The following is a 12,526-nucleotide window of genomic DNA, read 5'->3' as shown; positions in this document are numbered from 1 at the left end:
AGTAAATCCGCAGGATTATAGATATTCCTGCGGAATTTCCTTTTTATCTGGGATAAATTCGTCTTGTGGGACAAATTCACCGATAAAATTAAAAATAATCTGTATCTTTTGTACCCTGTGTCCGCTTGATTTATCCGGAGCGTGAACGATAATCTTTTTAATGAACTCATTTACAATCATTGGTGTTAATTCCGTTATGCCTACATACTTTCGGACTATTTCTCTAAATTGGTTAAAGTCTGTTTGCTGTCTGTCAAAATCCGCTGTTTCCTTTTGAAAATCATCAGCCTGTTTTTGTAGGTCTTTCTGTTCGGTTTCGTATTCGGCAGACAGTTTCAAAAACCGTTCATGTGAAGTGGCTCCCGATATATCGTCCTCATAAATGCGCTTAAAAATCTTATCAAGCTCTATTATGCGTTTTTGGATTTTTGCCATTTGTTTTTTCTTCTTCTGTATCTCTTTTTCCTGCTCGTCCAACTGCTGTTTTGCCACAAGATTGAAAAATTCGTCTGCGTTATCATACATCATAGCTGTAATTTGGAAAATCTGATTTAACACAATTTTCTTTAATGTTTCCTCACGGATAAAGTGAACGGTACAACTCCCTGTATTACCTCTGTACTGCGAACAACGGTAATGGTCTTGTGTGCTGTCAAATCTCTTGCAGGTTGCCAAATGAAGTTTACTTCCGCAATCGGCGCAGAATATCAGTCCCGAAAACAAACCTTGCTTATTGGTTTTCGTATTCCGGCGTTTGTTTTTCCGTAATTCCTGCACTCGTTCCCACTGTTCTTTTGGAATAATCGACTCTTGTGCATCATAAAAAATTGCCCAATTCTCTTTTGCATTTTCAAGACGCTTTTTCAGTTTATATGACTTTGTATAAGTCTTGAAATTTACGGTACAGCCTATGTAGTCCATTCTTTCTAAAATACCGACAACTGAATTTTCATTCCAATGATACGGTTCATCAGGCAACGGAAGTCCTTTGGCTTGTGCGTAGTATGCTTTTACCGTCAGCGCTTTTTCTTTTCTTAGAATTTTTGCTATCTGCGTTTGCCCTTTTCCATCAATACATAAATCATAGATTTTTCTCACAACCTCCGCCGCCGGCTCGTCGATTATCCATTGCTTTTTATTTTCAGAATTTTTCATATATCCATACGGCGGTTCGCCAAGATGTTCGCCTGACATACCCTTTGACTTAAACACAGCACGGATTTTCTTGCTCGTGTCCTTTGCGTAAAAATCGTTAAACAAATTCCGAAACGGGGTAAAATCATTATCGCCCTTGAAGCTGTCAACACCGTCATTGATTGCGATTAAACGGACGTCATTATCTGGAAAAAAGATTTCCGAAAAGTAACCTACTTTCAGATAATCACGCCCAAGTCTTGACATATCCTTTACGATAACCGTTTTGACATTTCCGCCCTCAATATCCTTTATCATTTCCTTAAACGAAGGCCTTTCAAAATTCGTCCCACTCCAACCGTCGTCAATATAAAACTACGGATTTGGATATTGATTATCATTTGCATATTTACCTAAAATAGATTTTTGATTTATTATACTGTTACTGTCGCCGTCCAGCGCGTCCTCCTGCGAAAGTCTGCAATAGAGAGCAGTTATTGTGTCGGGCTTATTCATTTAACATTCCTCCTTTTTGCTGCCCGACAAAACAGAGTGTGTATTATTATTGTAACGCGCTTTTTCCGAATTGTCAGCCCCTTTTGATTTTATTTTCTCAGATAGCATTAAACGAATTATTTTATTGTTCAGCGTTTCCGTACCTGAAAATGCAGTTTCAACCTCGTAAATTGTGCCGCCGATTTTGTAGATTGAAACATACCTGTTTCCCTTATTTTTCTTATCCAATCTTATCCCGTCCTTTCCCGTAAAAACTAAATTTATAGAGGAGCAAGCAAAGCGAGTGTGGCTACACTCGCACAAAATTGATTTTGATTGTTGGGTATTCCCAAACCCTTTTTTGATAAAAATTTTGATGTTCCTCTATACATTATCCAGATGAAATTTGTGTTTTTGTTGCGTAATTTTTTCTTTCATCTAAGTAACAAATGAAAGATGAAAATTACAACTGTTTTTTAAATCGGAGCAACGCTCCTGCTTTGCTCGCAAGGAGCAGAGCTTGCGACAGATTGCAACTTGCGCATGGAGCGATAGCTCCTCAGAATTTCAATGGGAGATTAAACTTCCCACTGAAATTCTGAAATGGACCTCGCCGCCTAAGGGGCGAGGGGACATCTGCGCTTAGGTTATAAAATTTCTTTCTGTTACTATTACGAAAAAGATATAATTTTTGCCAAGATAAAAAATCACAACATAATTGAAAAAACGCTTGACAAATAAAAAATTTTCAGATATAATACTAATATAGTTAGTATTATTATTAGAAAAGAGATGTGCTATGGAATATAATGAATTGGCCAAGCAGCTTGTCAATATGCGTGCAAGTATGCCGCAAGTCAAAATGGAAAGGGCTATGTCCCAAATGGCAAGAGGTGAAATTCTTGCGCTGAATTATATCGCCGCTAACGGGAACAAGGTATATCCAAAGGATATGAGCAAAGCCCTTATGCTTACAACGGCAAGAATTGCGGCAATGCTGAAATCACTCGAAAAACAAAATCTGATTACCCGAATGCCCGACCCAAACGACAGCCGTCAGGTAATTGTTGAACTGACGGAAGCGGGCGCTTACGTGGTTGAAAAGCGCAGGGGCGCAATGATTAAAGCTGTCGCAAAAATGCTGGAATCATTAGGCGAGGAGGACGCAGAAGCGTATGTGCGGATACAGAAAAAATTGATAGAAACAGGAGATATTTGGAGATAACACCGACAACAAAAATTTAAGGCGCCATATTTTATGGAGATAAGTCCTATGCGAAAAAAACGCATAGGACTTATTTTTTTGAAAGGAGAATAGATATGAACAAAATTATTGAGGTCAAACATTTTACGAAAAGGTACGGTGGTTTTACCGCTGTAGATGATATTTCGTTTACTGTGGACGAGGGAAGCATTTTTGCGTTTCTCGGGCCGAACGGTGCGGGAAAAACAACTACCATCAGTACATTATGCACAATTTTAGACAAAACAGAGGGCGACATTAAAATCAACGGACACGATGTTGCGAAAGAAAAAGCGTTAGTCAGAAAGGATATCGGTATTGTGTTTCAGGACTCAACGCTTGATGCGAAAATGACGGTGGAGGAAAACTTAAAATACCACTGTGCGTTTTACAAGGTACCGAAAAACGAGGTGGCAAACCGTATCGATTTCGCACTTGATTTGGTGGAGCTGGAGGATTGGAAAAGAGCGGTTGTAGGTAGTCTGTCGGGCGGAATGAAACGCCGCGTTGAAATTGCGCGCGGTCTTGTACATTATCCGAAAGTGCTGTTTTTAGACGAGCCGACAACGGGGCTTGACCCGCAAACGCGTGCAAATGTTTGGGCGTATATTCGAAAACTGCAAAAGCAGAAAAACATTACAATTTTTTTGACAACGCACTATATGGACGAAGCGGAAGTCTGCTCAAAAATCGTTGTCATGGATCACGGTAAAATCATCGCGCACGATACGCCCGAAAATCTGAAAAAACAATACACAAGTATTGAAGTAACGGCGGTTTGCTCTGAATCGGAAATGCTTCAAAACGAATTGATAAACAGAAGCGTACCGTATCATACAAACGAAAACACGATAATTTTTCAAACAAAACAGCCGTCCGAAGTATTGGAAATTTTATCGGAGTGCAAAGAGAAAATCATTGATTTTGAGGTGAAAAAGGGAACGCTGAATGATGTGTTCCTTGCGATTACAGGAAAGGAGATTAGAGAATAATGAACCCGATTACAGCAATAGTACAAAGAAATTTATTGAATTATGTGAGGAGCAAAGGCCGCGTTTTCGGCAGCCTGTTTATGTCAATGTTTATGCTCGTGATGTTTTCATTTTTGATGAAGTCTTCTATGAGCAGCGTCAACGCGCCAATGAATTATTTGATTTCAGGAGTGATTATTATGAGCGTTTTTCAAACGAGTGTAAATAATTCTTCGGATATTTTAGCCGACATTTCAAGCGGTTATATGAAAGAGGTTATGGTTGCGCCGATTTTGAGAAGTCAAATTTCCATAGGAAATATTTTATCAGGCGCGGTTGTCGCTGCGCTTCAAGGTGCGGTTACGGCGATTATCGGAATTGTGATAGGACTTAGAATAGATGTTTTGCAGGGAATTTTAATGCTTGCGGTTATGTTTGTTTCTGCTATGACATTCAGTGCAGTCGGTCTGTTTCTGGCAACAGTGTCGCGCAACTCGCCGGCATTCCAGACGATAAGTTGCATGATTATGATGCCGCTTACTTTCGTTTCGGGCGCGTATATCCCGACAACGATTATACCTGCGTTTCTATTACCGATTGTATATATCAATCCGCTGACATACACAACTTCGATTTTTCGGTATATCGCGCTTGGTGCAAATAAAATGACGGCGGCGGAGCTTGTAAACGAGGGCATAGCATTTCAAATCGGCTCATTCACGATAACACCCGTTATGGGACTTTTGATTACGGTTTTAATCGGCGCATTTTTCTTTGCGGTATGCGTAATGAAATTCAATAAAGCAGATTTTTCAACGGTAAAGGTTGCAAAAAATATACGCGGAGGCGGTGAGCCGCAAAGATAGAAGGCGGGTATATATGGAGCTGAAATTTGAACGGGTATCAAAAAATTATAAGGATAAAAAAGTCTTAAAAGATATTTCCGTCACAATGGGTACGGGTGTATATGGTCTGCTCGGTCCGAACGGTGCCGGTAAAACGACAATGATTAAAATGATGGCTGATGTTCTGCGACCTGACAGTGGGCAGATTTTATATGACGGTAGGAATATTCGCAGTATCGGTGATGAATACAGGGCGAAAGTCGGATATTTACCGCAGGAAATCAGTTTTTACAGTAATTTTACAGGTAGAGATTATCTTGAATATTCCGCTGCGCTTAAAGGTATGGAAAAATCATATACAAAAAAGCGAATTGAGGAGCTTGCGTATCATGTCGGTTTGCAGAACGATTTGAAACGGCAGTGCCGTGCCTATTCGGGAGGAATGCAGCGCAGACTCGGTATTGCGCAGGCGCTTCTTGATAATCCCGAAATTTTAATTTTGGACGAACCAACGGCGGGACTTGACCCGTTGGAGCGCGTAAAGTTCCGAAATATCATCTCCGCGTACTCAAACGACAGATTGGTGCTTTTGTCAACGCATATTGTGTCTGACATTGAGCATATCGCTTCTAAAATAATGATGATGGAATACGGTGTTATCAGATATGTAAACACTCGCGAGGAATATATCAAAATGGCGAAAAATTGCGTGTGGATTGTAAAAATGTCTGCCGAAAAGCTGGTGAAATATCAAAATAACGCTGTTATCAGCAATGTTATTGCAAAAGAAGGCGTTATGGAGGTTCGCGTGATAGACGATGAAAAACCGTTTGCCAACGCTGTGCAAACTGCGCCGACGCTTGAGGACGCGTATTTATATATTTTTAATTATTTGCCGGAAAAAGCAAGGAGGTAGAGCCATGTCATTATTTGTGTTTGAACTGCGAAAGCTGCTGAATAAGAAAACGGTTATTTTACTGCTTGCATTATTTGCGCTTTACAGCGTAATAGGATTTTCTACATCTTTGTTTTTGATTGGAAGCAATGACGCATATAAGGATTACGAAACACTTTCCGCTGATTATGAGGGCGCGATTGACGTAGAAAAAGCAGAAAAATCAAAAGCGGCATATGATGAAATAACCGCGCGTTACGGGACAGATTCGAGAATGATTGCAAGAAGTATAAAAGACAGTCCCGAAACAATCCTTGCCGTAAAATACAAGGAATTTTGTGAAAGAGTAGTTGAATATCAAAACGGAACACCGCCCGAAAGCAATGAAGAACCATATGGAATAAACGCTTTGCAATCGAAAATAAGCGAGCTTGAAGAGCATGGGCGGCAAAATACTTTTGAATATAAAAAATTGCGCTATTCCCTGCAAAAGCTGACGGCGCTCGGTAAGCCGGAATTTGCAAATATTCTGTTATGGGAAAATCTTTTCACAAATTGGGGAGAACACATGATGCAGTTCCTGTTATTGATACCGATTGCGTTTCTCATTGCTCCGGTTTTTGCGATAGAAAGGTCAAGCGGTATGGATAATTTGATTTTAAGCTCTCGCTATGGCAGACGAAAAATTGTTACTGCAAAGCTGCTGAGCGTGTTGATTACTTCCACCGTCATAGTTATGATGTATTTAATCGCCACTTTTGTTTTTGGCTTTCTTCCTCACGCGAGCCTGCACGGGTGGAACGCTACCATTCAGTCAATACCTGAATATGCGCGGTCGATGTTTGGGTTTAAGGTTTGGCAGTTTGCCATTGTTTCGGCACTGTGGCTCATTTTCACCGGTGCAGTTTACAGCCTTATTATCAGCTTTATTTCCTCGCGTATGAAAAGTCAAATGAGCGCTGTGGGTATAAGCCTTGCGATTTTATTCATCAATGTGGGTTTAGCGGCAATGGGTGATAGTGTCATTCAAAGAATACAGCCGATTATTGACTTTGGACTTGCAAATGTTACGCTGATAAAAGAAGTATTTGGCGGATATAAGGTTTTCAATGTGTTTGGTATGATTGTCAGTTATCCGATTATGGCAGTCTTTGTTTTGGGGATTTTCACCGTTCTTGCCGTATTTGGAATTTATCTGGGACAGAAACGCAGAACTGTGGTGTAATGATTGCAGAAAAAATCTGCTAAGCAGATTTTTACGACTTTGTCGTCCTGCGCTTTGCGCATCTGCATCATTGAATCACGGCACAAAAATGCTCTTGCAAGCAAGCTTTTTTGCTTCATGATATAACATTCACTGGTCAACTGCCCTGCTGTCGCTCCCCTCCGGTCAGAATTGATTTTGAAAACAATATCAATTCTGGAGGAATGGCAATGAAATATACAGACGAGCAAAAGGAGCATATCAGACATTGTTTTGATTACTATTGCAAAAAGACAATACGGTATCAAGCAATTAACCTTTACCGTGAAAGCGCTAAATATGCGGAGCGCAATGTTTCCTATGAGGAAATTCTGAATGAATATTTTTCAGAGTGCGGCGAGTGCGATACATACCCGATTTTGCAATATCACTTTGAAGCCTTTGGGTATAAATTTTCTGTCAATGATTATAAATTAGGGAACGCATTATCGCAGTTACCAAAGAAAAAGCGAGATATAATTCTAATGTATTACTTTGCAAATTTCAAGCTGACCGAGATTGCAAGGATGTTAGGTAAACCACATCAAAGTATCAGCTACATTCACCCGAACATTAAAAAAATTGCGTAAGATTATGGAGGGCGGTGAAAATGAATAAATATACTCCGCCCGACTTTGAAACAATCCAAAAAGCAAACGCCGGCGACTTCGCAGCTATGCAAAAACTGTTAGCGCATTACAATGCATACATTATGTTTTTTGCGACACATAACGGCGTTGTCAATTATGTGTATGCAGAGGAAATCAAGGCAAGACTGATGAAAGCGGTATTAAAATTTGACATTGACAGATAGGCGGATTGAGAGTAATCGTTTTTGCGGTTACTCTTTTTCTGTTTTGAGGGACGGTTAGAAGTGTGTTTTTGAGAGTTTTAATATAATATCATTACTTTTGCTGTTTCGACCTCTGAAAGCCGCATAAAATAAGGGCTGAAAATGTTCTAAATGCTCAATATATAGCAGAAGAGATACAGACATATTTGGCAGTCTGTATCTCTTGCTTTTTACACCCTGTTTGCCGGTAAATAGTATTATTTTTTTACTTCCTTATCGCCATTCACCATAACAGCTGCGGTTTTTTTCGTTCATCAGCCAAAAAGAATCTAACCGTTAACGGTTAGATTCTTTTTATTTTATGGCTTTAGCTTAAAGCCCGCTGGGAATCTCTATTCCCCGAGCCCTGAGCCGCTCTAAATCCAAACTGCTCCAGTCCAAATACTCAAGATTTTCGCGAGTACTTATGATAAACTGACCCAATTCCTCCTTGAGGTCTGAGTCCCCTGAGATTTTCTCATACACCTTGACTGCCTCCGGTAAAGCAGCGGCAGGAACAGTATAAAAGGTAGTGATATTGAGCTCATCCAGCCGACCAGATTGGTAGGCGTCTACGTTGTAACGCACAATCAGTCCATCTACATTGGAGTAGCTGAGGATGAGGAAGCTGACACTGCACAAAATAACTGCAATCCTCGTCAAGGGAAGTTTTTTCACCTGAGATGCCAGCAGGGCACAGAAAAAGAGAAACATCGTGGTCATAAACCAGAGCGTGTATACCCTTTTTTGGGTCAGACCGTAGCGGTTGACGTAAAGAATCATTTTTCCTACCGCCGTCAGGATTAAAAGCAGGGTTTCCACCGACAAAACGGCAAACAGGATACGCTGCGACAGAGGCCGTTTATCCTTTACACTGGTAAAAAGCCATGCCCCGCCCATAATAAGCAGATTAAAGCATGCCAGCCCACACAACTCGAAAAATCCCCGCCGGGCGTATTCCGCGTAGGAAACGGAAAGAGGCTGTCCGGCCTCATAGGATTCAATAACGCCGACTACCTGTATCGCCAAAAACACGATGTACACAGCGCAGACCAGGGCCAGCGTCGTCCCAAATACGGCAGGAACAAGCTTTTGGCAGGTTTGACGCAGGTTCGTCACCTTTTCCTCGGTAATACATTGGGTTTGGCGGCGGTAACGGTTGCCATACAGAAGCCCGAACAGGTAGCATCCAACTAGGATAGAAGGCATCAGCCAGAAAAGAAAACGCCCAATTTCCGAGCGGAACCAAAAGGAAAAATGGGAGGTCAGTGCTTCAAAGGCGGCGTCCGCCTGAATCAGCAGCAGAATGATGACAGTGAGCACAGGAACGGCGATGACGAATCCCACCAAAATTGCCAGCAAAGTCTGATCCTTTTTATTTTTTCGGGAAAAAAGAATCCGAAAATTATTAAAAAAATTCCGAAACGCCACAAAGAGGCCCTGATTGAGCATATCCGCCGGGAAGCAGCCGCCCAATTTTGACTCGACGCGAGTCCCGCTGAGCAAAGCCATCTCGTAGACGACGCACCCCATCAAAAAGAGAAGGTTGAACATCTGAATGTGAGGGTTGGCAAAAAGGGAAAAATTAAGAGCGGACAGGGTGGCAAAAATAAAGCAAAGAGTACTCCCTTTGGGAAGCTTACCCGGACGCTTCAGATAAACGAAACTGAGAGCTGCAAACAAACCGTAAAAAAGAGTAGTCCCAAATCCCAACCCGGAATCCAGTACAAAGCGGCAGAAAAAATACCCACAGATGAACATCAGCAGCGCAAAAACTGTGTCCTTCCGGTCAGACTCCAAAGGTTCCTTTACTGTACGGCACAATGGTTTTTTGGACCAATCATAGGCGGACGGACGGTTCCAGACAGGCTTTTGTTCCATTTCGCACGGGAACTTCTCCGCCGCGTCTCCACCGGGAGCTTGTTCCGATGGAGACGCAGTTTCTCTTAGTGGAGTTGACGCTTCAGCACTAATATCGCACTGATTTCCGCCGGGATTTGATTCAGTTTCCTTAAAAATGGGTACGCCGGTGGAAGCGGGGGCATCTTGGCCCTCGCCATACATTTTTTCAATCATATTCAGTTCTCCTTTTGTTGAAAGGCGAGGTTTTTCCGATCCGCCCCGCTTTTTCTATTTTAGGTGTACAATTATCCCGCCGGTCAAAACTCTTCTTCCACGTACTCCAGCAAGTCCCCCGGCTGACAATGCAGTTCTCGGCAAAGGGCCTCCAGCGTGGAAAAACGAACCGCTTTTGCCTTGTTATTTTTCAGGATGGACAGGTTCGCGGGGGTGATGCCTACCCGCTCCGCCAAATCTCCGGCAGAGATTTTCCGCTTCGCCATCATCACATCCAAATTGACCACGATGGGCATGGGTTTCTCCTTCCTCACCGGCCAAAAGCCGGTATCCTTTTCCGGTCAAATGGTGTAGTCGTTCTCTTCCTTCAGCTCAATGGCGTGTTCAAAGACATTTTTGACCACCCGCACAATCAGCCCGCAGAACGCAGCAGCTGCAGCCACCAAAATGAAAGAGGAATAGAAAAATCCGCCGCCTAATGTAATCAGGCCCAAAACGATACACAACCAGGAAATCCCCCGGAGGATTTTTACGTTCAGCTCCTCAAAAATTGCATTTTTACGGATGTTTCGCAGCAACCGATCCAGGAGCAGCAACAAGAACAAGGCCGGAAGCGCACAGAGGTAAATCGTCACTCGGAAAGCAAGATGAGCTTCTGCCCCTCCCCCGCTGCCGAAATACCAGCTGGTGATATACGGTGCAAAAAAAACGGCCGCTACTACCAGCGCCATGAACAGCCGGGTACAGAAAATCGACAAAACAATGGATTTGGCTTGATTCCACACAGGCTAACCCTCCTTTTCTGACCTTATCGTATCATTGAAACGATTGATTGTCAAGTATTTTTTATTGTTTTTCGATATTTTTTTGTTCTTAAACAGTTTTTATACAAAAATTATAACACAAATCGTTTGTTTATCACCGCAATTACGGTTTGACTAATCGATATGTAATATATTTGTTCTTAACCCTCTGGCGTATTTTTAAGTATTTTTTCTCTATATATTTTTCAAAAAGCGCATAAACGTCTCTGTAAAGTACATAATCAAATGGATAAGGGTTCTGTGTACAATGCAAAATATCTAAGTCTTAAAGGATAATATTGGATATTTCTGAATAAATGAGAAAACGTTTTCTTTTAAATATTATTCGGTAATTTTGCACTTTACTTTAATAAACTAGATATTTTAATAACTGTTGCACAAAATTACAAAGATATTATTAGGCAAAAATTACTAATATAAAAATGCACAAAAAATTTTAAGTGTAAACGGTTGACAATTGACATATATGGTTTTATAATACAGTCAAAAGGAACTAAAAGACCGTTCGGGAAGGATGATAGAATGAAAAAAGCAACCAATCAGATTATGCTCATCACTTATTCCGATTCGATGGGTCGCAGCATCAAGGAACTGACTGAAGTATTGGACACTTATATTAAAGATGCCATTGGCGGCGTCCATTTGCTTCCATTTTTTCCCTCCTCCGGTGACAGAGGCTTTGCTCCCATGACCTATCGGGAAGTGGACCCCGCCTTTGGAGACTGGGACGACGTGAAAAACCTTTCGGAGCGGTACTATCTCATGTACGATTACATGATCAACCACATCTCCGCCCAAAGCGAATATTACAAGGATTTTCTGGAAAAGAAAGACACTTCCAAATATAAGGATTTATTCATCCGTTACAAAGACTTCTGGCAAAACGGCGAGCCCACTGAGCAAGATGTGGACGCAATCTATAAGAGAAAACCCCGGGCACCCTACACCGTGGCCCATTTTGCCGACGGAACCGAGGAGAAGGTCTGGTGTACTTTTGACGAAGAACAGATTGACATCAACGTCAAAAGCGAAACGTCGAAAAGGTTTATCCGGGATAATCTGGAATGGCTTGCGAGAAACGGCGCCGCCATCATTCGGCTGGATGCCTTTGCCTACGCTACAAAGAAAGCCGGCACCAGTTGCTTCTTTATCGAACCGGAAGTTTGGGATCTGATCAAAGAGTGCGAAGATATTTTAAAGCCTTTTGGTACCATTATCCTGCCGGAAATCCACGAGCATTACACCATGCAGCAGAAGATCGAATCCCACGGTCTGCCCGTTTACGACTTTGCACTGCCGATGCTTTTGCTCCATGGAATTTACTACGGGGACAGCAAATATTTAAAGCACTGGTTTGAAATCTGCCCCAGAAATCAGTATACAACACTTGACACTCATGACGGCATCGGAGTGGTGGACGTAAGAGATTTGCTTCCCGATGAAGAAATTGAAAAAACTCGGGAACACTTATACAGTCGCGGTGCAAACGTCAAAAAAATTTACAGCACCGCCGCTTACAACAACCTGGATATCTACCAGATTAACTGCACCTACTATTCCGCCTTGGGCGATGATGACAACGCTTATCTTCTGGCCCGCGCCGTCCAGTTCTTCGCCCCCGGTATTCCGCAGGTCTACTACGTTGGGATGCTGGCGGGAGCAAATGACATTGAGCTGCTGGAAAAGACCAAAGTGGGACGAAACATCAACCGGCACTACTACACCAAAGAAGAGGTGGCTAAAGAAGTGGAACGGCCGGTTGTGAAGAAGCTTCTCAGTCTGATGCGTTTCCGAAACAGCCACCCTGCTTTCAACGGCCAATTCCTCGTAGAGGATAGCTCCGGAAGCGAACTTATCATCCGGCGCAGAAACGGCGGACACGAGGCCGTCCTCAAGGCGGACCTCAAGGGAAAAACTTTCACTGTCTCCTATACGGATAACGGCAACGAAAAAGAATTATCCCTTTGA

13 protein-coding genes are annotated in these 12,526 nt (G+C 42.2%); 8 read left to right on the top strand and 5 right to left on the bottom strand.

Annotated features, from left to right (window positions below; genetic code table 11):
- Positions 1–15 precede the first annotated feature (15 nt).
- Both H8710_RS07165 and H8710_RS07160 read right to left on the bottom strand, forming a co-directional pair.
- Entirely contained in the window at positions 16–1,503 is a 1,488-nt protein-coding gene (locus H8710_RS07165) for a DUF4368 domain-containing protein (protein WP_346727101.1), read from the bottom strand.
- 147 nt (positions 1,504–1,650) lie between these two features.
- Complete coding sequence (locus H8710_RS07160) at positions 1,651–1,878, bottom strand: hypothetical protein (protein WP_249294825.1); 228 nt, start codon at positions 1,876–1,878, stop codon at positions 1,651–1,653.
- Between the two features lie 550 nt (positions 1,879–2,428).
- Between H8710_RS07160 and H8710_RS07155 the strand changes: the two genes are divergently transcribed.
- The 7 genes from H8710_RS07155 to H8710_RS07125 all read left to right on the top strand — a co-directional run bounded on the left by H8710_RS07155 (position 2,429) and on the right by H8710_RS07125 (position 7,640).
- Entirely contained in the window at positions 2,429–2,854 is a 426-nt protein-coding gene (locus H8710_RS07155; RefSeq protein ID WP_249294824.1) for a MarR family winged helix-turn-helix transcriptional regulator, read from the top strand.
- Between the two features lie 95 nt (positions 2,855–2,949).
- Positions 2,950–3,864: an ABC transporter ATP-binding protein gene (locus tag H8710_RS07150; protein ID WP_249294823.1), complete on the top strand. Its 915-nt coding sequence runs from the start codon at positions 2,950–2,952 to the stop codon at positions 3,862–3,864.
- A complete protein-coding gene (locus H8710_RS07145; RefSeq protein WP_249294822.1) occupies positions 3,864–4,709 on the top strand; it encodes an ABC transporter permease in 846 nt (281 codons plus the stop codon). Before H8710_RS07150 ends, H8710_RS07145 begins: the two co-directional genes overlap by 1 nt.
- Positions 4,710–4,722: 13 nt before the next feature.
- On the top strand, positions 4,723–5,604 hold the full coding sequence (locus tag H8710_RS07140) for an ATP-binding cassette domain-containing protein (RefSeq protein ID WP_249294821.1): 882 nt from the start codon (positions 4,723–4,725) through the stop codon (positions 5,602–5,604).
- Between the two features lie 4 nt (positions 5,605–5,608).
- The gene (locus tag H8710_RS07135; protein ID WP_249294820.1) at positions 5,609–6,808 is read left to right on the top strand and encodes an ABC transporter permease; all 1,200 of its coding nucleotides are present in this window, start codon (positions 5,609–5,611) and stop codon (positions 6,806–6,808) included.
- A gap of 209 nt (positions 6,809–7,017) precedes the next feature.
- Positions 7,018–7,416: an RNA polymerase sigma factor gene (locus H8710_RS07130; RefSeq protein ID WP_249294819.1), complete on the top strand. Its 399-nt coding sequence runs from the start codon at positions 7,018–7,020 to the stop codon at positions 7,414–7,416.
- Between the two features lie 20 nt (positions 7,417–7,436).
- Entirely contained in the window at positions 7,437–7,640 is a 204-nt protein-coding gene (locus tag H8710_RS07125; protein ID WP_249294818.1) for a helix-turn-helix domain-containing protein, read from the top strand.
- Positions 7,641–7,991: 351 nt separating this feature from the next.
- On the opposite strand, the gene H8710_RS07120 is transcribed toward H8710_RS07125, so the two are convergent.
- From H8710_RS07120 to H8710_RS07110, 3 genes are all read right to left on the bottom strand, one after another.
- Positions 7,992–9,734: a DUF4153 domain-containing protein gene (locus H8710_RS07120; protein WP_249294817.1), complete on the bottom strand. Its 1,743-nt coding sequence runs from the start codon at positions 9,732–9,734 to the stop codon at positions 7,992–7,994.
- 83 nt (positions 9,735–9,817) lie between these two features.
- Entirely contained in the window at positions 9,818–10,030 is a 213-nt protein-coding gene (locus tag H8710_RS07115) for a helix-turn-helix domain-containing protein (protein ID WP_249294816.1), read from the bottom strand.
- A gap of 45 nt (positions 10,031–10,075) precedes the next feature.
- The gene (locus H8710_RS07110; protein ID WP_249294815.1) at positions 10,076–10,519 is read right to left on the bottom strand and encodes a DUF2975 domain-containing protein; all 444 of its coding nucleotides are present in this window, start codon (positions 10,517–10,519) and stop codon (positions 10,076–10,078) included.
- A gap of 561 nt (positions 10,520–11,080) precedes the next feature.
- On the opposite strand from H8710_RS07110, the gene gtfA reads away from it, so the two are divergent.
- Positions 11,081–12,526, top strand: coding sequence for a sucrose phosphorylase (gene gtfA, locus H8710_RS07105; RefSeq protein ID WP_249294814.1), 1,446 nt, complete (start codon positions 11,081–11,083; stop codon positions 12,524–12,526).

The sequence above is a fragment of the Fumia xinanensis genome (assembly GCF_014384905.1).
Taxonomy (GTDB): Bacteria; Bacillota; Clostridia; order Oscillospirales; family Ruminococcaceae; genus Fumia; species Fumia xinanensis.
Note: the sequence above shows the minus strand (reverse complement) of the source record. Positions and strands in the feature narration are given on the sequence as shown.